General features: G+C 52.3%; 18 protein-coding genes and 2 pseudogenes. 8 read left to right on the forward strand and 12 right to left on the reverse strand.

Translation table 11 applies throughout. The features are described 5' to 3' along the window. Positions 1 to 172: 172 nt before the first annotated feature. Positions 173 to 1,227 (reverse strand): annotated as a pseudogene (umuC, locus tag LY264_RS24745) (translesion error-prone DNA polymerase V subunit UmuC); the annotation flags it as partial. A 241-nt stretch (positions 1,228 to 1,468) separates the two neighbouring features. Here umuC and LY264_RS24750 point away from each other — a divergent pair. Both LY264_RS24750 and LY264_RS24755 read left to right on the forward strand, forming a co-directional pair. After that, complete coding sequence (locus LY264_RS24750) at positions 1,469 to 3,607, forward strand: hypothetical protein (protein ID WP_022652236.1); 2,139 nt, start codon at positions 1,469 to 1,471, stop codon at positions 3,605 to 3,607. Between the two features lie 303 nt (positions 3,608 to 3,910). After that, positions 3,911 to 5,344, forward strand: a complete 1,434-nt coding sequence (locus tag LY264_RS24755) for a DNA cytosine methyltransferase (protein ID WP_022652237.1) — start codon at positions 3,911 to 3,913, stop codon at positions 5,342 to 5,344. A gap of 33 nt (positions 5,345 to 5,377) precedes the next feature. Here the strand turns inward: LY264_RS24755 and LY264_RS24760 are convergent, their stop codons facing one another. From LY264_RS24760 to LY264_RS24790, 7 genes and pseudogenes are all read right to left on the reverse strand, one after another. Continuing rightward, complete coding sequence (locus tag LY264_RS24760) at positions 5,378 to 6,586, reverse strand: type II restriction endonuclease (protein WP_032430834.1); 1,209 nt, start codon at positions 6,584 to 6,586, stop codon at positions 5,378 to 5,380. 154 nt (positions 6,587 to 6,740) lie between these two features. Further along, complete coding sequence (locus LY264_RS24765) at positions 6,741 to 8,867, reverse strand: tyrosine-type recombinase/integrase (RefSeq protein WP_022652239.1); 2,127 nt, start codon at positions 8,865 to 8,867, stop codon at positions 6,741 to 6,743. After that, positions 8,851 to 9,171: pseudogene (locus LY264_RS24770) on the reverse strand (tyrosine-type recombinase/integrase); the annotation flags it as partial. The gene LY264_RS24765 and the pseudogene LY264_RS24770, both read right to left, overlap by 17 nt. Positions 9,172 to 9,191: 20 nt before the next feature. Beyond that, positions 9,192 to 9,889, reverse strand: a protein-coding gene (locus tag LY264_RS24775; protein WP_223216367.1) for an IS1 family transposase whose coding sequence is annotated in 2 segments (ribosomal slippage) — positions 9,192 to 9,640 and positions 9,640 to 9,889 — 699 coding nt in all. Because the reading frame shifts where the segments join, the coding sequence is not laid out codon by codon here. Positions 9,890 to 9,917: 28 nt separating this feature from the next. Further along, complete coding sequence (locus tag LY264_RS24780; RefSeq protein WP_249457704.1) at positions 9,918 to 10,973, reverse strand: IS630-like element ISEc33 family transposase; 1,056 nt, start codon at positions 10,971 to 10,973, stop codon at positions 9,918 to 9,920. 275 nt (positions 10,974 to 11,248) lie between these two features. Continuing rightward, positions 11,249 to 11,779 (reverse strand): thermonuclease family protein, encoded by a 531-nt coding sequence (locus tag LY264_RS24785; RefSeq protein WP_008322250.1) that lies wholly within the window; start codon positions 11,777 to 11,779, stop codon positions 11,249 to 11,251. 4 nt (positions 11,780 to 11,783) lie between these two features. After that, positions 11,784 to 11,981: a hypothetical protein gene (locus tag LY264_RS24790; protein ID WP_008322246.1), complete on the reverse strand. Its 198-nt coding sequence runs from the start codon at positions 11,979 to 11,981 to the stop codon at positions 11,784 to 11,786. A 505-nt stretch (positions 11,982 to 12,486) separates the two neighbouring features. Between LY264_RS24790 and LY264_RS24795 the strand changes: the two genes are divergently transcribed. The 6 genes from LY264_RS24795 (at position 12,487) to LY264_RS24820 (ending at position 19,726) form a co-directional block, all read left to right on the forward strand. After that, the gene (locus LY264_RS24795) at positions 12,487 to 13,518 is read left to right on the forward strand and encodes a LacI family DNA-binding transcriptional regulator (RefSeq protein ID WP_008322245.1); all 1,032 of its coding nucleotides are present in this window, start codon (positions 12,487 to 12,489) and stop codon (positions 13,516 to 13,518) included. A gap of 286 nt (positions 13,519 to 13,804) precedes the next feature. Then, positions 13,805 to 14,758, forward strand: coding sequence for an ABC transporter substrate-binding protein (locus LY264_RS24800; RefSeq protein WP_008322243.1), 954 nt, complete (start codon positions 13,805 to 13,807; stop codon positions 14,756 to 14,758). A gap of 64 nt (positions 14,759 to 14,822) precedes the next feature. Further along, a complete protein-coding gene (locus LY264_RS24805) occupies positions 14,823 to 16,355 on the forward strand; it encodes a sugar ABC transporter ATP-binding protein (RefSeq protein ID WP_008322240.1) in 1,533 nt (510 codons plus the stop codon). Next, entirely contained in the window at positions 16,342 to 17,361 is a 1,020-nt protein-coding gene (locus tag LY264_RS24810) for an ABC transporter permease subunit (protein WP_004113181.1), read from the forward strand. The genes LY264_RS24805 and LY264_RS24810 overlap by 14 nt, the downstream gene beginning before the upstream one ends. Positions 17,362 to 17,438: 77 nt before the next feature. Then, positions 17,439 to 18,809 carry a hypothetical protein gene (locus LY264_RS24815; RefSeq protein WP_008322237.1) on the forward strand — a complete coding sequence of 457 codons (1,371 nt, stop codon included), beginning with the start codon at positions 17,439 to 17,441 and terminating at the stop codon, positions 18,807 to 18,809. Further along, positions 18,806 to 19,726: a carbohydrate kinase family protein gene (locus LY264_RS24820; protein ID WP_008322235.1), complete on the forward strand. Its 921-nt coding sequence runs from the start codon at positions 18,806 to 18,808 to the stop codon at positions 19,724 to 19,726. The genes LY264_RS24815 and LY264_RS24820 overlap by 4 nt, the downstream gene beginning before the upstream one ends. 271 nt (positions 19,727 to 19,997) lie before the next feature. Here LY264_RS24820 and LY264_RS26040 read toward each other — a convergent pair whose 3' ends face one another. From LY264_RS26040 to LY264_RS24835, 4 genes are all read right to left on the reverse strand, one after another. Continuing rightward, positions 19,998 to 20,078, reverse strand: coding sequence for a DUF596 domain-containing protein (locus LY264_RS26040; protein WP_371822463.1), 81 nt, complete (start codon positions 20,076 to 20,078; stop codon positions 19,998 to 20,000). Positions 20,079 to 20,271: 193 nt separating this feature from the next. Next, entirely contained in the window at positions 20,272 to 20,688 is a 417-nt protein-coding gene (locus LY264_RS24825; protein WP_008322233.1) for a type II toxin-antitoxin system VapC family toxin, read from the reverse strand. Then, complete coding sequence (gene vapB / locus LY264_RS24830; RefSeq protein WP_001261276.1) at positions 20,685 to 20,915, reverse strand: type II toxin-antitoxin system VapB family antitoxin; 231 nt, start codon at positions 20,913 to 20,915, stop codon at positions 20,685 to 20,687. Before vapB ends, LY264_RS24825 begins: the two co-directional genes overlap by 4 nt. A 252-nt stretch (positions 20,916 to 21,167) precedes the next feature. Next, positions 21,168 to 22,190: a DEAD/DEAH box helicase gene (locus LY264_RS24835; RefSeq protein WP_008322227.1), complete on the reverse strand. Its 1,023-nt coding sequence runs from the start codon at positions 22,188 to 22,190 to the stop codon at positions 21,168 to 21,170. Between the last annotated feature and the right edge of the window lie 84 nt (positions 22,191 to 22,274).

Consider the following 22,274-nt stretch of genomic DNA (forward strand, 5'->3'; position numbering starts at 1 on the left):
GTTCAGCTGTTTTTATCACAATACCGATTTTAAGATTGTTACAGTGATTCCTGTATTCGGTGCGTAAGAAGATTATGTTCGTTTTGTTCCCTGGTGCTTCCTCGCTCACTCGCGGGCTTCGCCCTGTCGTTCGGCTGCGGCGAGCACTACTGATTCTCTCTGAAAGGGGAATTTAACTGAACCTAGCAATGGGGATATCTTTCCAACGGGTGGTGTAAGCAGGGGAGAGCATATCGCGTTTCATCTGCCAGGAAGGCGCAATCCCTCGGCTGGTAAACCAGACCTGTCCCAGACCGGAATGATTAATATCATCGAGAACCTTCATTAGCTCAGCGCGGTGAGGACGTGGCGAACGTTCGTCAAACAGCTGCAGCTGCGAAACGCCGGAGCCGGTGAAGTCATTCAGCATCACACCGGCTTTGGCATACCGGTGCCCGTCCTTCCAGATGCGCTCCAGAGCCGTTGTGGCGGCCGCAATGATGTCCCGGGTGTCCTGAGTGGGGGTAAGCAGTTTCTCAGTGGCCACGTTGCCGTAGTAAGGCTCTTTAACGGCGAACGGAGACGTTTTGATGAATACGGAAATATGCCGACAATACTGGCGCTCTTTACGCAGCTTTTCTGAGGCCCGCTCTGCGTACTGACAGACAGCCTGCCGCAGCGAATCGTACTCCGTGATTTTCTCTCCAAAACTGCGGCTGCAGACAATCTGCTGTTTCACTGGCGGGGCTTCCTCAAGCGACATGCAGCTTTCCCCGTTCAGTTCGCATACTGTTCGCTCGAGAACGACGGAGAAATTTTCCGGATGAAGGCCGGGTTCGCCTGGGCCAGATCGAGCGCGGTCCTGATGCCAAGGACATTGAGCTTGCGTGCAATACGGTTTCCCACGCCCCAGATCTCTTCGACCGGCTGCAGTGAAAGCAGTTTCCGCGTTCGCTGTGGATTCCCCCGGGTCAGGGCGAGCACACCACGAAACTGTTTCCACTCTTTAGAGGCCCACTGGGCTGATTTAGCGAGGGTTTTCGTCGGTCCGGCACCCACGTCGATGGTCAGACGGGTACAGTCATACACGTGCTGGCGCAGCTGCCGGCCGAAATCCTCCAGGTCCATGCAGTGCTCCACACCGGTCAAGTCAAGGAACATCTCGTCGATCGAATACTGTTCCACCCTGGGGGCCAGCTCCTCCAGGCAGTTCATCACGCGCGCCGACATCGAGGCATTTATGTGGAATAGAAAATCAATATAAATAATGCATGCTTTAAAAGATTACTATGAACTAAAAGCATACGTCCGAAATTGTTACCACATATCAAGATTCACAACTAATAATTTCGTATATTAATCCTCCAAGGCAGGTAGTCAGCTATCTGTTTGGCTTCCCTGATGCGATGGTAAAATGAAAAGACCACCGTTATGGGTTTAATAAAAAGATGCAGTCTTCTCCAGCTCAGCATGTTAGAAGGATTTTTCAATGGATGTTGAAATCAAATACTGCAATAACATAGATAACGCTTGCATTACACTCTCTGAAAATAAACTTAACATTAAGTTCGCTCCAAATGGCACGGGTAAAAGCACCATATCACGTGCCATTTTGCACAGTGTTTCTCGTGATGCCGCTGGTCTTAACAGTCTGCTACCTTTTAAGTTTCGAGCAGTGAATCCCGACGATTTTCAGCCCAGTGTAACGGGTACAGAGCAAATTCAGGATGTAATGTGCTTTGATGAAAAGTACGTGTCTCAGTTCACATTTCAGCCTGATGAACTGATTAGTAACAGCTTTGACATCTTTATCAAAACAGAAGCCTACAACCAAACGGAGCGAGAGATCGACTCGATGGTAATGGCAATCCGGCAGGAATTCAGTGGTAATGATGAGCTTGAGCTATTTATTACACATCTTCAGGAGCTTAGTGGTGCGTTCAAGCTGACAAGCAAGGGCTTATCTAAAGCCTCTACGGGGATGAAGGGGTTGGCAGGGGGTAACAAGCTTCAGCATATTCCCTCCGGGCTAGAGCCTTATCAGCCATTTATTCAGAGTCATCGTAATGTAGAGTGGATCGAGTGGCAGACCAAAGGGTATGAAAATTTCTGCTCACTCTCTGAGGGATGCTGTCCTTTCTGCACAGGTGATTCTCACGAAAAAGCAGAACAAATTAGCAAAGTAAGCGCTGAATATGACAAAGCAGTGATCAAAAATCTGGTTGGTATCATCACAGTACTTGATAAATTAGGCGAGTATTTTTCCGAAGCCGCACGCTCCCGTCTGAGGGAAATAACGACGTTACAGGGAGGATTGGAGAAGAAGCATGAAGACTACCTTGTTACCGTAAAGCAGCAGACAGAAAATCTTCTGGCCATGCTCTTAACATTAAAAACCCTGAACAGTTTTACTTTTAACGACGCCGGAAATATTCGTGCCTCTTTAGCCTCTTTTCGTTTGGATGTGAAGTATTTTTCCGAGCTGCAATCTGATAAAACTCTTGCAACAATTGGGAGACTGAACGCCTCGTTAGATAGCCTCATTTCCCAGGCTGGTTTGCTGCAGGGGCAAATCAACAAGCAGCGCGCTGGCATGCAGCGGCTCATTCAGAAACACAAGAAGGATATCAACACTTTTCTGGCATATGCGGGTTACCGCTATCAGGTAGATATATCTGGCGATGGAGAACAGTGCCGTCTTAAGCTTCGCCATGTCGACTATACCGACTATCTCAGTGGAGGTAGCCAACATTTGAGCTACGGCGAGCGTAATGCCTTTTCGATCGTTCTTTTTATGTACGAATGCCTGGCTCGTAAGCCCAACCTGATTATTCTCGATGATCCTATCTCTTCGTTTGATAAAAACAAAAAATTTGCCATCCTGGAAATGTTGTTCCGCCGTGACTCATCTGAGTGTTTGAAAAACCAGACGGTACTGATGCTTACACATGACGTTGAGCCAATCATCGATACTCTGAAGTCGGTGAAGAAGTTGTTTAGTAACCAGGTTACTGCATCCTATTTACGTTATAGCACTGGCACGATAACTGAATTACCTATCCGCGAAAGCGATATTCTGACGTTTGCCCAAATCTGCAAAGTGGTTCTCGAATCCGACTGTGATGACCTGATCAAGCTCATTTATCTTCGCAGGCATTATGAAATCATGGACAATCGAGGTGATGTTTATCAGGTACTTTCTAACTTATTTCACCGCCGAGAGGAACCAATCGACACACGCCTACCTCTGATTGAAGGAACAGGGTACCCGATGATGGACCCGGAGAGCTTCCTTAATGGATGCAGTTTAATCACTAAAAATATTTTTGGTTTTGATTACCCCCATATGCTGAGCTTGCTGAATGATCCTGACAAAATTCTGTCGTTATATCGAAGCTGCACGAATGGCTATGAAAAACTTCAGGTGTTCCGACTACTGGAACCTGAGGCCGATAACCGTGTCATTCGCAAGTTTGTGAATGAAACCTATCATATTGAAAACGAGTTTATCTGCCAACTAGACCCCACACGATTCGATCTTATCCCGGAATACGTTATTGTTGAATGTGACAGGCTGCTCCTTAATATCGGGGCGTCGAACGATGATGCTGAACTGGAAACGGCCTGAGCGTATGGTCTAGATGTAACTCTTCTTAGCAGTGAAGGTGAGTAGTAATACTCACCTACTTGGATCTCCAATTCAATTGAGCCTGCTGATAAGCACGCCTTTTTGGCGAGAAACAGAAGCCTCTAAAGTTGGGACATGCGAGACATGGCGCTTTTTATGCCGCCAGATAGTATCTTTCTGGCCCTGTAATGACAAAAAGCTGATTTTCGTTAACAATAACCCTGTTTAAATATCCAGATAAAAACATTTCCTCTGGGTCAAATGAGTGATACAGTTTCACCCATAAGACCCAATGGAGGCAATATGTCTGAATTTGAATTACTGGCGCAGGATCTGCTTGAGAAAGCAGAGGCGGAAGAACAACTGCGACAGGAAAATGATAAAAAGCTGCTCGGGCAGGTGCTGGAAATCTATGACCAGAAGTACGTGGCTGAACTGCTTAGAAAAGTTGGTAAAAATGAGTGGAGTCGCGAGACTCTTAATCGCTGGATTAATGGTAAGTGCTCACCTAAGTCGCTGACGTTAGCCGAAGAGGAACTTCTACGAAAAATGCTTCCGGAAGCGCCTGCTCATCACCCTGACTATGCCTTCCGGTTTATTGACCTGTTTGCTGGCATTGGAGGTATACGGAAGGGCTTCGAAACCATCGGTGGCCAGTGCGTTTTTACCAGTGAATGGAATAAAGAGGCTGTGCGCACATATAAAGCTAACTGGTTTAACGATGCTCAGGAACACACTTTCAATCTCGATATTCGGGAAGTCACGCTCAGTGATAAACCTGAAGTACCTGAAAACGATGCCTATGCTTACATTAATGAGCATGTGCCGGATCATGATGTACTTCTGGCAGGTTTCCCCTGTCAACCGTTCAGCCTTGCGGGTGTAAGCAAGAAAAACTCGCTCGGGCGCGCGCATGGTTTCGAATGTGAGGCTCAGGGAACGCTCTTCTTCGATGTGGCGCGTATTATCCGCGCAAAAAAACCTGCCATCTTTGTTCTTGAAAACGTTAAAAACCTGAAGAGCCATGACAAGGGTAAAACCTTTAAAGTCATCATGGATACCCTCGACGAACTGGGCTATGAAGTTGCGGATGCAGCTGAGATGGGCAAAAACGATCCTAAAGTTATCGACGGAAAGCACTTTTTACCTCAGCACCGAGAACGTATCGTTTTGGTCGGTTTCCGTCGTGATCTGAATATTCACCAGGGTTTTACCCTGCGCGATATTAGTCGTTTTTATCCGGAACAGCGTCCGTCATTTGGCGAACTGCTGGAACCCGTGGTTGACAGCAAATATATACTGACGCCGAAACTCTGGGAGTATCTCTATAACTACGCCAAAAAGCACGCAGCTAAGGGTAACGGATTCGGTTTTGGCCTCGTTAATCCTGAAAATAAAGAAAGCATTGCCCGTACGCTTTCTGCTCGCTATCACAAAGACGGGTCTGAAATTCTGATAGACCGTGGCTGGGATATGGTCACAGGTGAAACAGACTTCGCGAACGAAGAAAATCAGGCGCATCGGCCCCGCAGGCTGACTCCACGAGAGTGCGCGCGCCTTATGGGTTTTGAAAAAGTAGATGGCAGGCCTTTTCGCATTCCTGTGTCAGACACTCAGTCGTACAGGCAGTTCGGTAACTCCGTAGTGGTGCCCGTGTTTGAAGCCGTAGCCAAACTGCTTGAACCTTATATCCTGAAAGCGGTTTATGCCGATTCGTGCAAGGTTGAACGAATCTGAACGCTCCTCCCGGTATTTATGCCGGGAGATTATCTATGGAATATCTGCGTAAAGCCCTGTCAGCTCAGCAATAAACGCGCCTAGCGTCATTAGCTCAGCTCTCACCGCCTCCGGGTATTTTTTGTGCAGAGATGATGGCACGACCAGTCTGACACCCGACTCCCGCATCTCCCGATATTGAGCCAGAGAAACTCCCTCCTGGAGTGTAAACAGATGCACCTGATGAATTTTATCGGCCTCATTCAGTATCTGACGCCAGCGATCCTTACAGGTAGTCTTGACTGCCAGCATGCGCAGATTTTCTACGGGAAACTCAGTATCGTGGTAAGCCCCTGCGGAAGGGAAAAGGAAATCGGGCTTTTTATTACCTTCTGTGACGGCCTGCGTCGCAAAGTGTCGCAGGCCGTGCTCAATGAATAGATGCTCCAGGTGCAGTTCCAGCGACTTCCCGGCTCTGGATTTACGGCGATTGCTGACAGAATTGGCCAGCGCAATAAATTCATCCACAGAGCCAAATCCTTTTCGGATGATATCCAGAACATGCAGTTCCTCAACCAACAGAAATATGTCGTACTCCACGCGCCGGCGGTCAAGAAGTTGCTCATCCGGATCAAGGGAATTTTTCACATAATGGCTGGCTGCATACTGAATAATTTCACTTCCCGACGGAAAGCGCAGGTGCCAGTCTTCAGGTAGAATATATTTATGATTTACTGGCGCTTGCTGTAGAGATAGTCCGCCAAGAATCTGTCCTGCGGGGCCGGATATAAGCGCTCCGGGTATAACTTCACCAATAGCGGTCTCAATGACGTCCTCTTCATCAGTGCTGGCGCATACCCAAATATTTACTTCCTTACAGTCCCCCCCTTGCTCATCAAGCTTGAAAGCCAGGAGCGTCAGAGCCCCTGTATTTTCAGGATCCTGAAGTGGGCTGCCTCTACCCCAGCGGGTAATCCTTTTTTCATTCCGGGTTTTACCAAAATGACGGCTGTTATAATAAATTGCCCGGGCTTCGCTGTCTGGGCAATCATGCGATGACACATGTGCGGTGAGAAAAACCGAAGGGTTCAGTTCACGGGTATGGTTGATAGACGGAAACAGTTTTTCAACGATACCTGAAGGGATATAAAGCCCTACCTGGTGACCACCTGTTGCGCCGGTATCGTTGGCGGAAAGGCGTTTGATGTAGACGAAGTAATTCTCACATGCGATCTCAAGTAGCCAGTTGTGGAAAACCGACATAAGCATCCCCTGTTACCCTGAAACTCTACTCACCATTTTTTCATAATTATATACAAACAGCCAGAAAGGCTGTTACAGGCGATTTGATCTGCAACCTATTGGTTAATATGCTCTGATGTGCGCAATCTTCGTTTTTTGCTCATATTGGTTCATTTTATCCTCCGGATTTACCGGTTAATTTTGCAAGAGCCTGTTCTACTTTTTTAATATCCTGCTCTACAATGGCTTTCTCATCAGGCGTGAGCGGGACCTCTTCGAGATAACGCCTGATAGATGTTTTACTCTCCAGCATCAGTCCGCGCGCACTGTCTTTCAGCAGATTAAAATCGCAACCAATGCAGGCCATTCTGTGCGGGCAACTGCTCCAGAATGGATTCATGCAGAAGGACTCACCAAGGTCATAATAGGTCGCCGGATCAGTGGGCGAGACCGCTTCCGGATCGTGATCGACCAGTACGCTTATCATATGGGCTATCCGATCGGCCTTCACAAATGACGCTGCCAGCTGTGTAGGGCGGATGCGAATGTAATGCAGGGTTGACTGTGGTGATGAATGACCTGACCACTGCATCAGTTCATACAGCGACATGCCCTGTGGTACGCTGGCAAGCGCAGTCAGGGCTGAAACCCGTCCACGGTGGCTGGTTATGGCGCCTCCGCTGTCTTCAACCGGCAGCCCCGCTCTGGCGCAGAGGACTGGGATGACCGTCCGGTTAATCACATCGCTGCCTGCCGGCTTGCCGCGATACTGGAAGAGATAACGGACTTTTTCTCCGGTGCGATCATCATTCAGTTTTGCCTGATCCACGGGGCGGATGTTCAACCATATGTCTACATATTTTTTTACAATGACAGAGACGGGTTTAACAAATGCTTTCGATGTCTTTCCTGCCGGGACGTTTAGATAACATAGTGTTCCGGCAGGAACGACACTACCATCCTCCCTGATAATGTCTTCTGACTGAGGCGTGACGCATTCCGTAGTCAGGCGCAGGAGTTCATTCTGTCGTAAACCTGCATGGGTCCAGATAACAGCCATTGCCTGAAGCATGGAAAGGGGATAGTGAATTTCACTGAGCAGGTCTTCGTGGCGCAGGTTCAGACTGGCCCAGATGAGTTTGAGCCAGACGGGATCATCTATCACTCTCGGATTTACACCACGGCGAAAAAGTGGGGTATCCGGCGTGAAAAGGTGACGGGCGGGGCTGAAATTAAGGCGTCCCCAGCCCCAGAGTTCGAAATCGCTCATAAATCGTCGCAGCGAATAGATAAAATGTGCACGTGAATGTGGCATCATGGGCTCTCCGGAGCGTTTGGACTTCCGCAGTCCATGTTCAGTCCCCAGAGACAGCTCATCCACTTTCATTCGCCCCACAGCAGCGATAAAACTGGCACATGTCTCAATAGACCAGTCTGTCGGGACCTTCACCTCGGGATGCTCCTTTGCCAGCCAGAGGCCGCAGCGAAGAATAAAGCTGTACTGGTTTTCACGGGTTCTGGGACGAAGCACAGATGTCTCACGCCAGCGTCTGCACCATGCGACCCATTCAGGGCTGATATTTTCGACCGGCTTCTCATGCCATTCGGTGTAGTTACGCATTCGTACCGGCTTTGCAATAATGCCAAGTGCGGCAAGCCCATGAGAAATTTTCCCTACGTGTCTTGATACGCGCTTATCGTGGTACTGCTGAGCTTGCCAGAGAAGCTCTGTGGTCATCTCTTCAAGCCTGGGATTATCATTGAGTAGCATCAGCAGACCCAGGGGGGAGGAAACGGCATGCCGCAGGTGCTGAGGGGAATAGCCCAGTGATATCAGTGCTTCCGAGAGCCGGTTCAGCTGGTCCCGGAAAATCGCGTTGCCGTAGATGGCACTGGCGTAAAGCGACAGAGTGTTTTCATGAGGGATCTGAAGCGGCGACGTGAATGAACCGAGATGATATGCAAATGCCATCATAAGTGGTTTACCGCGACGATATTTATCAAACAGGGAGATCCACTGGTCTTTCCGCCAGTTCCAGCAAGGTTGCCCTACATTTTGCATTTCAGTCAGCATCGCCATAATTACAGTGCGGGTAAGTCTACAGCCGGTGCCACTGGTGTTGGCGATATCCAGCAGGGGGGTGATCAGGGAAGAGAGGGAACCGGACCTGCCATAGTTACGGGAGCGTTTATGGCTTGTACTTAGCGCTTCTTTCTGCTCAGGACTAAAGCCAGCGTGCAGGTCATAATCTGCACGGCAAAAATGCGCGTATATGAAACCTTTATCACGCTTGCCTGTCATTCTCTCTCTCCGGGCCAAACATGATAGCTGCGATTTTCCGGTCAGTCTCCGCAACAGTCATCGCCATTCTGGCCGCAAGATCAGTGCCTGAAAGATGGATATATATCTGCGTGGTGCGTAGATCACGATGACCAGCATAGGTTGCTATCTCATGCAGCTTCCATCCCGCCCGGGCAAGATGTGTCAGTCGCAGGTGACGAAAGGTGTGCGTGGTCAGAAATGGCATGCTGGTCCTGTCTGACCACTAGCGAACCGTTTTACTCCAGCTCCAGTATGAAAGCGGTGAGCCATAATTTCTGTCAGAAAACGGGTAATGACTCCAACTTACTGATAGTGTTTTATGTTCAGATAATGCCCGATGACCTTGTCATGCAGCTCCACCGATTTTGAGAACGACAGTGACTTCCGTCCCAGCCTTGCCAGATGTTGTCTCAGATTCAGGTTATGCCGCTCAATTCGCTGAGTGTAACGCTTGCTGATTACGTGCAGCTTTCCCTTCAGGCGGGATTCATACAGCGGCCAGCCATCCGTCATCCATACCACGACCTCAAAGGCCGACAGCAGGCTCAGAAGACGCTCCAGTGTGGCCAGAGTGCGTTCACCGAAGACGTGCGCCACAACCGTCCTCCGTATCCTGTCATACGCGTAAAACAGCCAGCGCTGACGTGATTTAGCACCGACGTAGCCCCACTGTTCGTCCATTTCAGCGCAGACAATCACATCACTGCCCGGCTGTATGCGCGAGGTTACCGACTGCGGCCTGAGTTTTTTAAGTGACGTAAAATCGTGTTGAGGCCAACGCCCATAATGCGGGCGGTTGCCCGGCATCCAACACCATTCATGGCCATATCAATGATTTTCTGGTGTGTACCGGGCTGAGAGGCGGTGTAAGTGAACTGCAGTTGCCATGTTTTACGGCAGTGAGAGCAGAGATAGCGCTGATGTCCGGCAGTACTTTTACCGTTACGCACCACGCCTTCAGTAGCTGAGCAGGAGGGACAACTGATGGAGATGGAAGCCACGGGAGCACCTCAAAAACACCATCGTACACTAAATCAGTAAGTTGGCACCATTACCCACTTTTGCCTGACCATGTTTTCCTCCGGGGAATGGGCTGGCGGTTTCCATAAAATGGCGGACCTTTTTCAGTAACTGCCACATTGAGCGGCACTGATGATTACGGGTTATCGTGTCATGAAGTGCCTGCCATAGCCGTTCCACATGATTCACCCACGGCGAGTAAACCGGCTGGTAAATTACCCTGAACTTGGGATTTGCTTTCAACCAGCGCTGTGTTTCGCGGCTTTTATGGATAATGTAGTTATCAACGATCAGCGTGATTGTTTTCGCCCGCCGGTAAGTGGCTTTCAGGTGCTTCAGCAGAGCGATAAACAGCGCTGAACTTTTGCTGTTGCCGCCCACGTAGCTGACTTTACCCGTGCCACTGTGCAGTGCGCCGGCCAGATAGTATTTTTCGTTCTGCCCCGGCGTCACTACCCGTTTCTGCTGTCCGCGCAACTGCCAGTCCGCACCGATTTTAGGATTAAGGTGGATATCCACTTCATCTTCATAAAATACCGGATGCTCTGCGCTGCATTCATCCAGCGCTTTGTGGATTACCGCCATCTTTTCATCTTTATGTGGGTCACGGATACGCAGAGTTGGCGCGGCCCTGCGCCATACAAGCCCCGCAGATGGCAACCAGCGGCGAACGGTTCCTGCATGTAACTGGCAACCGGTTATCTCATTGATTTTTATTGCCAGTAATTCGGTGCTCCAGCGTGAACGTTGATAACCAAAATCGCCGGGAGAATGCTTTATCAGCTCACGTAACAGGGTGCAGATATGTTCAAAAGGCCAGCGTCGGGAGCGCCCTGCGGGTAAGGATTTCAGGCCTTCAATACCTGAGTGCGTAAACCAGTTAATCCAGCGACCAACGGATGAACGGGCACAACAGAGAGTTCTGGCAACATCGCTGACCCGTTCACCCCGATGAAGCATCAGCATGGCCGTGAGTCTGCGGGCATGATTTTTATCACGCGTTTTATGAATAGCTTTCTGCATCAGGCGTCGTTCGCCACGGGGTATTGGTACTATGATCGGCATCGCTCAGTCCGGTTGGTGATTTTGGTTGGTTTGGCGATTGATCAGATCGCACAATCCGGGCTGAGTTCCCTTTCAGTGATCTACTATTCCGCGCAGCTATTTAGCCTCATCACAAATAATGTCATTCAGCGTTTCGATAAGTGATTCTAATTTATTCTCAGTTAATTTCATAATCGTTATTAGCTCACTGTGCAATTAAGGTTGCTCTTGATTGTTTCATTTATTTTTGGCGGTAGTTATTTGAAAGCATCTTTCCAGGAAAATCTTTGCATTCATCATTCACTATTTGACAGAGCCGTGCCCTGATGCAGACTGCGCCAGCGCCAGGGTTCTGTCTGACCCGCGACTGACCAGAGACCGGTCGCCTGACGACGGGCTTCGTCTTCCAGGGTTACGTAGTCGTCCCGGATGGCTTTTCCATGAAATCGATAAGCCCAAGCCAGTCCGTTGCGGATCTGTGCAGCATTCACATCCGCTTTGCCAAGCCACACCGTACCCAACAGCCGGCCATAGCGATCCATGTCAGTGCCCGTGACAGTGACGGTACGCTGCGCCACCATTGATGCTAGCGCCTGCCTGGAACGCTGACCAAAGGGCTGGCTTTTTTCCGGCGCATCGATGCCGGCCAGACGAACACGCGTGAGCTGGTTGTCCGTTTCAAGAACCTCAACGGTATCCCCGTCCAGAACACGAACAATCCGACCGTTGATATCCGCTGTGGCCGAAAACGTCACCACGAGCAGAACCATTAAACAGAGCTGACTGATCATGCAGCTGTGTAATTTAGTGGCCTCGATTTTGTCCATGATGTCAGTCTCTTGGGGTTCTGTACCATACCCGGATAAATTCCGGTTTAAGGTAACTGTTAATGCGTGACCCCAGACTGATATTCATTAAGGTTTCAATATTTATTATTTCGATGTGCTCACTCTGTGAATCTAACCATTCATTCAAATCTTTCACAGAGGAAGTCGGTGTGCCATAAGTGATATCGTGAACTTTAATCATGTCAGTTCCTTATAAAAAGGGGGATGCTTAGTGGGCGCTAAGGCCAAAACGGCTGTTTGGAAAACGATTGTCAGCAGTGTCGGCTTTCAGCCCTTACGTACAATGAAAAGTTTCGCAATTCGGTGATCGGTGTGCTTCGGGATTGCGGCTATATCCCCCATCGTAAATGGAAATATTTCGTCGCATTTTTTTGAGAAACGGCTTCTGAGAGCGATTACTGGCTTCTGAAGGGCTATATCACTAGCAGATTGAACTAACAGAAAGATTTGATCCTTTACGATCCAGAAAAGGATCTGCGAAGTTATGAGCACGCTCACTTCCGAGCGAGACTCCAACTTTCCCAGAAATCATTCACAAACAAAGTTATTTACCTTCTGTTCACAAAACGAGAAGCGGCTCACTGATCAAACAAACCTAAACGTTTATGTTATGGTTCCATAAACGTTTAGGTTTAGATAATAACCGTATATATCGCAGGTAATTTCTTAGATGCAGAGACCGAAAAATGCGTAAAGCAACAATGCGGGATGTGAGCGAAGCAACGGGATTTTCCATGTTTACCGTTTCGCGCGCGCTAAACGGTGGCGATGGCGTCGCTGACGACAGCCGGGAGCTGATTTTAAAAGTGGCGCGAGAGCTCGGCTACGTACCCAACCGCGCGGCCCAGGCGCTACGCCGTTCGAGCAGAGACTCGGTGGCGGTGATCACCGCCCATGCGTCGAACTATTACTATCTCAACCTGATGTCCGGCATTCAGCAGATACTGCAGCCTTCACAGTGGACCGTGGTGCTTGGCGATATTGCGGTCAACGGCATCTATGACCGCGCGCAGGAAGATCGGATGATTAACCGCCTGATAGAGTCACGGATGGCCGGGATCATTTCGACGGTGACGCTGCAGCCGGAAAGCCTGACTCTGCTGGCGAAATGGGATATCCCGGTCGTCTTCGTTGATTCCCCGCCCCGCGGCGAGCACAACTTTCCCAGCGTCACGACCGACAATTACCATGCCAGCCTGCTGGTTGGAAACCATCTGGCGCAGTACGACTATAAAAACTGGCTGCTCCTTATCTACCCGGACCGCTGGACTACGCGTTTTGAACGCGAGCGCGGAATACGCGAGGCCGCCGAGCGGTGCGGCGCTACGCTTGGAGTTGTCGAAACGGAAAACGACGCGCAGTCGGCTGCAGACAAACTGAGCCAGTACCTCGACCGCCAGAAAGCGCTGCCGGATGTCCTTATTGCCGGTAACAACCCTATTCTGCTGGGTTCACTCAAACAGCTCCAGCAGCGCCAGATAGCCATTCCAGAGGATATGGCCCTGATTGCCTACGACGAATTCGACTGGGCGCCGCTATTAAATCCGCCGCTGACGGTGCTCAATGAAAATAGTGAAGAGATTGGCAGACAGTCGGCTGAAATGCTTATCCAGTTAATTAACCTGGAAGGGAAAGGAGAAATCAACACCCAACGTAAAGTTCCCGCCGAGCTGGTTATTCGCCAGTCCTGCGGCTGTAAAAAAACGCATAACAATTAAAAGACATTATAGAGATTGCTGACAACGTTTCGCCCGAATGGGCCTGCCCGACGCCGCTTCGCTCGCGCGGGCCTGAAGAACTGCTGTCGCGTTTTTGCCAGGCCCGCTAAGGTGCCTGTCGGCTAACAGCGGCAAAGCGTTTGCCATCCCTCTCTAATCATTTTAGAGCTTTAAATAACGGCTGAATAATCGGCCGACAGTAAAAAAACAACATCAGAGGATTATTTCTGAGGCTTCCCCACACCTGGCCGTACGTCATACCACACGATAATGAAAGGAACAGAATATGACCAAACTTCACAAAGCATTTCTGGCTGTCGCGGTTACTGCGGTAATCACCACCATGACAGGATTTATCCCCGCCGCCAGCGCCGCGCCGCAGGAGAGCAAAAAAATAACCCATATCGGCTTAATGGTGCAGGACATGTCTAACCCTTTCTTCTCTGCAATGGAAAGGAACGCAAAGCAGGCCGCGGCAAAAATCGGCGCAACTCTTAACGTACAAGATGCGCAGGTCGATCTAGCAAACCAGAACACGCAGATTGACGCCTTTATTCAGCAGAAAGTGGATCTGATCATTATTTCCGCCGTCGATGAGTCCGGCATCGAGCCGGCCATTCAGCGGGCAAAAGCCGCCGGAATTATCGTTATCGCGGTCGATACGCCCGCCAGGGGCGCTGACGCGGCGATCATGACCAATGCCATCCAGGCCGGCGAAACCTCCTGCGAATATCTGTTCAGCCAAATGGGCGGCAAAGGCAAAGTGCTGCTGGTGGACGGCACGCCGATTCAAACCATTATTGACCGCATCAAAGGCTGTAAAAACGTCGCGCAAAAATATCCAGATATCAAAATCGTCGGGCAGCAGGCATCCCGCAACGACCGCGCTTCCGGCCTGATGGTCACCACCGATATGCTCACCGCCAATCCGGATGTCTCCGGTATTTTCGGTATGAACGATCCTGCGGCGCTCGGCGCGGTGCTGGCCGTTGAGCAGGCCGGCAAAGCCGGTGCGATTAAAGTCACCGGCGTAGACGGCAGCCCGGAAGCGGTTGAAGAACTCAAGCGCAGCGGCTCACCGTTTATTGGTACCGCCACGCAAAACCCGGGCGAAATGGTGCGCCAGGCCATCTCGCTTGCTCAGGATATGGTTGATGGCAAGCATATTGCGTCCCCTACCGTATTGATCCCCAGCGTGCTGGTCACGCGCGACAACGTAGATAGCTATCCTGGCTGGTAATCACATCATCACTCAAGAGGCAAAAACGGGATGACGATTGGGTTCATCCCGGAGGGCAAAGACAATGGCCGACATCACTTCATCCCCCTTGCTTAGGCTGGAAGGGATTTCAAAACGCTACGGCGCGACCCTCGCACTGAACAACGTACGCTTTGATTTATTCGCCGGAGAGGTCCATGCCCTGATGGGGGAAAACGGCGCGGGTAAATCCACGCTGATGAAGATCCTCTCCGGAAACGAGCAGCGCGATAGCGGCGCGATCTATATCAACGGGCAGGAGATTGATATTCGCACGCCAAGAGATGCGCGCAAATATGGCATCGCCATCATCCATCAAGAGCTGAATACGGTTCCCGATATGACTGTGGCGGAAAATCTATTTCTCGGCCAGGAACAGACCTCTTTCGCCGGTATTCTCGATCGCAAACGGATGCTCCGTGAGGCCCGGGAGAAGCTGGACCGGATTAACGCGGACATCGACCCGCAGGCGCCGCTCGGCTCGTTGAGCATCGGACGTCAGCAAATGGTCGAGATTGCACGCGCCGTCAGTGAAAACGCAAAAGTACTGGTGCTTGATGAGCCGACCGCCGCTCTGTCGCGGGCAGAGACCCTCCAGCTTTACCGGCTTATCGAGCAAATGCGTCAGGATGGGGTCGGGATGGTCTACATCTCACACCGCATGGAAGAGGTATGGCAGCTGGCAAACCGGGTCACGGTGTTCAGGGACGGCACGTGGATCGGCACGGAAACTCTGAGCAGCGTCTCGACCACCGATATCGTACGCATGATGGTTGGCCGTCAAATCGTCGATCTCTATCAGCACGAACCGCGTACGCCCGGCAAAGTACTGCTGGAGGTCGCGGATCTGGCGGGTAGCGCAACCGGCCCGGTCTCCTTTGAGGTCAAAGCGGGCGAAGTCGTCAGCATGTCCGGGCTGGTTGGCTCTGGCCGAACCGAAGTGGCCCGGCTGTTATTCGGCGCCGACCCTCGTAGCCAAGGAAGCGTGCGTATTAACGGCAAGGTAAGCCATCCGTCAGATCCCACCGCCGCCATCGCCGACGGAATCGGGATGGTGACCGAGGACCGCAAAACCCAGGGCCTGTTTCTGGGTCATTCGGTTGAGCACAACATTGATATCAGCTCGCTGGAGAACTTTGTCGCCGGCGGCGTGGTTAAACGCAAAACCATCCGCGCCGCCGTCCTTGAGCAGATGCGACGGTTACGGCTGCGGGAAAATGCGGTCGAACTACCCGTCAGCGCCCTGTCCGGCGGAAACCAGCAGAAAGCGGCGCTGGCGCGCTGGCTGCTGCGCGATTCGAGGCTGCTAATCCTCGATGAACCGACCCGCGGCGTGGATATCGGCGCCAAAAGGGAAATTTACGAACTGATAGACAAACTCGCCCGCGCCGGGAAAGCCATTCTGGTGATCTCCTCCGATTTACCGGAGGCCATCGGCATCAGCGACCGCGTGCTGGTTATGCGCGGCGGCCGAATCGTTCACCAGTTACCCTCATATTCAGCAACGGAAGAAGAAGTGATGCTGCACGCAACAGGAACCTTTACCAGTCAATCCGGAGAATGCCATGGACAACAATAAACCTGTGACGGAACTGCCGGTCAAAGCGCCGTTTGATTTTGCGAAATGGTGGGATCGGGTGGGGATCTTAATCGTTCTGCTGGTGCTGCTGATCCTGATGTCGACCTTTGCACCAAACTTTAACCGCGTCGATAATCTGCTGAATATCGCCCGCTCGATTTCCGTCAACGCTATTCTGGCGGCGGGAATGACCTTCGTCATTTTAACCAGCGGAATTGATTTGTCCGTCGGGTCTATCGTCGCCGTCTCCGGCGTGATCTCGGTGGTTGCGGCGATGGCCGGGATCCCTGCGCCGCTGGCGATTCTGGCCGGCGTGGGCGTGGGCGCGCTCTGCGGTCTGCTGAACGGCGTGCTCACCGCCTATCTCGCTCTCGCGCCCTTTATCGTCACTCTCGGCACAATGACCTTCCTGCGCGGTATGGCCTATACCATTACCGAAGGGCAACCTATTGTATCGAGTAGCCTGAGCTTCCGCGAGCTGGGGAATGGCTATCTCGCCGGCATCCCTGTTCCGGTCATTATTATGCTGGTGGTTTATCTGCTGGCGTGGTTTATTCTTGAGCGCACGCGGTTCGGTCGTCATATCTATGCCGTCGGCGGCAACGCCCAGGCCGCGCGCCTGGCCGGCGTCCGGGTAAAACGCGTACTGGCGGCGGTTTATATGATTGCCGGCGTCTGCGCGGGTCTAGCGGGCATTATCTTCGCCGCCCGGGTCATTTCCGCCCAGCCTACGGCGGGTACGGGATATGAACTGGACGCCATTGCGGCGGTAGTGCTGGGCGGCACCAGCCTCGCCGGAGGACGCGGGCGAATTATCGGCACCCTGATTGGATCGATAATTCTCGGCGTGCTCAGCACCGGCCTGATTCTGCTGAGCGTCCCCTTTTTCACCCAGCTATTGATTAAAGGCATCGTCATCATTCTTGCCGTGGCGATTGACGGACTGAAGCAGCATCCGGAACTGTTTACCTTCTGGCGGAAAAAAGAGATCGCCCGTACCCGCTAGCTTTCCCTGACGCTTTGTTTATCCGCCGCGCTGGCGGCGGGTCTTCGCATGCTTAAATTTTAATGGAGTATACGCCCATGACATATCACATTACGCTGACGGACCCGATGAACGGTACCCGGGATCGCGAACCGATTACGTTTACTCTCCCCGAGAAACTGCAGGAGCCCCTGTGGTGGGCAATCACCAGCGAGGACCAACGGATCCTTTGCCAGCGCCTCACTCATGAGTCGACGCAAAACAGTACCGCCTTTATCGCAACGGTAAGCTTCAGCGGCACGCTCCGGATGCGGCTTGACCGGCCGCTAACGGCGGCAGAAGTCGGTGACGTCGCCGGTATCCACCGCCTGCCTGGCCGGGAGAAAGACTGTTTTGTCCGCCTCAATACCGGCTGCTTCGATCTGGAAATGTGTCGGGGAACCGCCCAGGGCGTGGGTTCATCCAAGTGGGGACTGCGCCATTTTCGCTGTCTGCAGGACAACGTCGAGCTGCTTCCTTCCGGGAATAACGCCATCGGCGGTTTTTACGGTCCGTTCTTTACCCCGGAAAATGGGCTGATTAACCCGCCGGAACATACCCTCGTAGATATTGAAATTGTTGAGGAAGGCCCAGTCTATCATCACTATCGCATGCACGGCACGATCCCCGATGGATTATTAGCGGAGCTGCGCGGTAAGCACTTCACCATCGACTGGAAGTTCAGCTGGAATACCCCGTGGTTTCAGCGGCGCTACTGGGTTGATGACTTTTCGACGGTCATTAACGGGCGTTCAGTGACCAACAAGATCACCGTCGGCGACGAGTTTGAAAGCGGTCCGGGAAAACTGCTGTTTGACCGCTTCGCGGCCTACGGCGGTACCCGCTATCGCGCAGGCGATCCCTACGCCGAAGAGCTGGTCGCCATGGTGGCTCATACCGTTACCACCTCTGAAAACCAGAGTCCGAAATTTGCCGAATTCCGCGAACAGCTCGCCGATATGGCCTCCGCTCATTGGGATCTTTACTGGCGAATGTTCTGCCGCTGGGAAAACGTGCTGGATGAAACTGAAATCCGCGAAAGGCTTGGCGTAGTGCGCGCCCGGGCGCACGTACGAGCCGACCTGAATGAACGGAAATGGCACCTGACTGATTCTCCCGTCAACGTTTCCGCTGTGCCGGATGAAACCGTGTTCCCGGGACCAGCCAGTAAAACCGTCGAGTACGATTCAGCGAGCGGCCGGGCGATGATCTGGTGGACCTCCCGCCCCTCCGGCGCGTTTCAGATAGTCCAGCGCCGTCAGTCCGGTTGGGTGAACTGGGGCAGCAACGGGGAAAACGAGTGTCCGGAGCTTCCGGTCGGGGTTGATATCAAAACCGCCTGCGGGATATTCGCTGACAACTGGATGCAGGTAGCCGACAATCTGGAAACGCCGCCGCAGGTCGCGGTGAGTCAGGAGGAAAAGCCATGATCCTTTGCTGCGGAGAAGCCCTGATCGATATGCTGCCCTGCCGGAGCCGTGAAAATGCTCCCGCCTTTACGCCCTGCGTCGGCGGCGCGGCGTTCAATACCGCCATTGCCCTGGGGCGCCAGGGGATAGCGGTCGCGCTGTTTTCCGGTTTATCGGACGATTTTATGGGTGACATGCTGCGCCACACGCTTGAGGCCTCTGGCGTGGATTATTCGCCCTCAACCCGCGCACCGCTACCGACCACGCTGGCCTTTGTCAGGCTGGAAGGCGGACAGGCGCGCTATACCTTTTACGATGAGAATAGCGCCGGCAGAATGCTGACTGAAAGCGACCTGCCGACGCTCGGTGATGACGTATCTGCCGTCCTGTTCGGCTGCATCAGCCTGATAGCCGAACCGTGCGGCAGCGTTTATGAAGAGCTGATGGTAAGAGAGGCGCCGCGCCGGGTGATGTTCCTCGATCCCAATATCCGTGAAATCTTCATCCTGGACCGGCAGAAACACCTAGCGCGCATGATGCGGATGATTGCCCTAGCGGATATCGTCAAGCTTTCCGATGAGGACCTCGCGTGGTTTGCCGAACCCGGCGAAGAACACGAGGTCATACGCCGTTGGCTTGCTCTGGGACCAAAACTTATTGTGGTCACCCGCGGGGCTGACGGCGCCGATGCCTGGACCGCTAATTTCCATCTTCATGTTCCAGGAGTTCGCGTAACGGTTGCCGATACCGTCGGCGCCGGGGACACGGTCAATGCCGGTATTCTCGCCAGCCTTTCGCAGGCCGGACTCCTTGAGAAGCCTAAATTAGTCACATTGTCACGAGAGCAGGTGCGCCGCGCGATCAATCTCGGTATGCGTGCCGCCGCGGTGACGGTCTCCAGGCCAGGGGCTAACCCGCCGTGGGACCATGAACTCTGAAGACTGACGACGCTAACCCTTGTAAATCACAGGCGGCCGAATGATGGCCTGAACATTTGCCCGCGCATTCTCCCCCCTTTCAGGGGGAGTCTGGCGGGTGGTCATTGCGTAACTTTATTTGACCTTCGTATTGGCGAGTGACTGCTTAACGGCTCCGAAGAGTCGTTATGACTAGCGGTGTATCAGGTCCAGTCTTCATAGCCATAGTCATGGATCCAGACTATGCCGCCAGGGCATTTTTTCGTCAGAAACCATCCTCTTCCATTTCCTCCTAGTTTTCGGGAAAGTTTTCACGATACAAAGAAATTTGTTCGCCGATGCTGCCTTCCAGATATTTTCCTCGACTTGCTATACGTTTTCGTTACCAGAAGATATTTTTGAAGGGCGAGTTAAGACCGTTAAATTTCAATACAAACAATGAATTAACCTCTTAGCGTGGTTTTTTACATCATTGGACCTCGAACCCCGTTCACTGAAAAGCCAGCCGTAGTTCGGGTGTTCAGCATTCATGTCTGTCGTCTCCGTAACGACATTTTTTTTCGGTTTTATTTTACCCAGTCTTCCAGCATCAGGCCCGGGACCCGCGCAAACTCTCTCACATTGTTCGTCACCAGGACGGCACTGGCCGCGATGGCGTGCCCGGCAATGGCCGTGTCGTTCGGGCCGATCGGCGTCCCGGCGAGGCGCAGCGCCACCCGGATGTCCGTCGTGGCGTCCACCGCGGCGCGGTCCCAGGGCAGGACAGCATCGAGGCGCGCGCAGAACGCGTCGACCAGCTGAATATGGCGCGGCGAGGCCTTCGGGCCGGTGGCGCCGAAGCGCATCTCGGCGTACGTCACGGCCGAGACCACGATGCGATCACCGCGCAGCACCGCCTGCTCCAGGCGCTTCAGCACCGCTGCCGGCTGCTCGCGCATGATGAACGAGCAGATGTTAGTGTCGAGCATCCAGGTTTTCTTCATGGCTCAAAGCGTCCTTCATCGCTGACCACATCCTCACGCTCCGCCATAAAGTCCGGATCGGCCCTGTCCAGCTGCGCGAATGAGCCCCAGGTCGGCCGGACGGGACGCAGAATGATGCTGTCCCCTTCCCGGACGATCTCCAGCTCGCTGACGCCGTCAAAATCCAGGTCCCGGGGCAGACGGATGGCGCGGTTATTGCCGTTTTTAAATATAGAAACTGTGCGCATGGATGTTCCTCCGGCTGATCATGCATGATGTGTGAGTGCATATGTGCAGTATATGCCTGCCGGATTGATTTGTATAGGTGTCACATATGCAGATGCATGGCATATGGATATGCTGTGCATATCCTGTTTTCTCATTTATCCATCGCAGATCCGAAAAATACCAAAACCGGATCCGCACTTTTCCAGCCTGAAGTGACGTCGTTGGCCATACAGCTTTATTTCGGAATTGTGCCCTACTGAGAAGCAGCTAACTCAATTTCGGAATCGGCGCAGATGAGTTTCGGGAACAAAATAAATGTTGCCGCGCGCCCGTGAGCATGCCACGTACAGCCTGTTACGGGACGACGGTGGAAGGGCTGCCAGTTCCTGACGGGTTAGAAGTTTCCAGTGGGAGGATCCCATCACAATGCAGACATCCTTAAAGTGGTCGAGCCCTTTACTGACGCCCCAGTTCATGGAATAGCAGCCGTAACGGTGATGTTCACGATAGAAGAGCTTAATCACCGTATTATCGGCGTGCAGGGTGGCTGTGCGCTCTGCATCTGTGATCGTTTCAATCAGGGTGGCATGTCTCCCATGGGCAGCGATACGGATGTTCAGTTGCCCGGTGATAAACTCGCACACTGAAGCTGAGCAACGCCATGTTCGGTTGAGCGTGTCCCGGTCAACCTTGAAACCTGCTGCGTCGAAGCGGGCCTCATATCGCGTAATGTCATCGTGCAGCGTTGAATTAACGTTGCCGTCATGGCTTGTATCAAAGGTATGTTGATAAAAATCGCCGCAACAGAGCACAGTGATTTCCGCGCGGCAGAGCTCCAGCAGAAAATTAAAGTCATGTCCGGCAAAGTCCTGGACTTCATCGACAAGCAGTTCATCGTAGTAACGGGCAAGCCGGGTACGGATATCCGGCAGCAGCCCGCGGGCTGTCAGCAAGTGTGCGAGCCTCCGGTGATACAGCCGTCCGGCGGGATCCTGATAATGCCGGGCATTCGTGCGCGGTATTCTGGGTGGGGGCTGGTCGAAGCTCAGGCCACGCGATACCAGCTGCTCCTGCAGGTAAGGCCGGAAGCAAAAACCGTGCAGAAACTCAAACCAGGTCATCACCCTGATCCCGTCCGGGATAAAGCCAAAACGTCTGATAATCTGCGCCCGCAGATGCGCTTCATTATTCACGGTGAAGGTCAGGAGCAGCGTCCTCCGGTCCTCACTCAACCGTCGTATCAGCAGCGTGGTCTTGCCCGAGCCGGCAACCGCAAATATCACTCTCTTGTCCATGCCAGTGCCTCCTGAATATAAAGGCACTGTTGCAAATAGTCGGTGGTGATAAACTTATCATCCCCTTTTGCTGATGGAGCTGCA

Origin of the sequence: Citrobacter portucalensis (assembly GCF_023374935.1) — a bacterium.
GTDB lineage: Bacteria > Pseudomonadota > Gammaproteobacteria > Enterobacterales > Enterobacteriaceae > Citrobacter > Citrobacter portucalensis.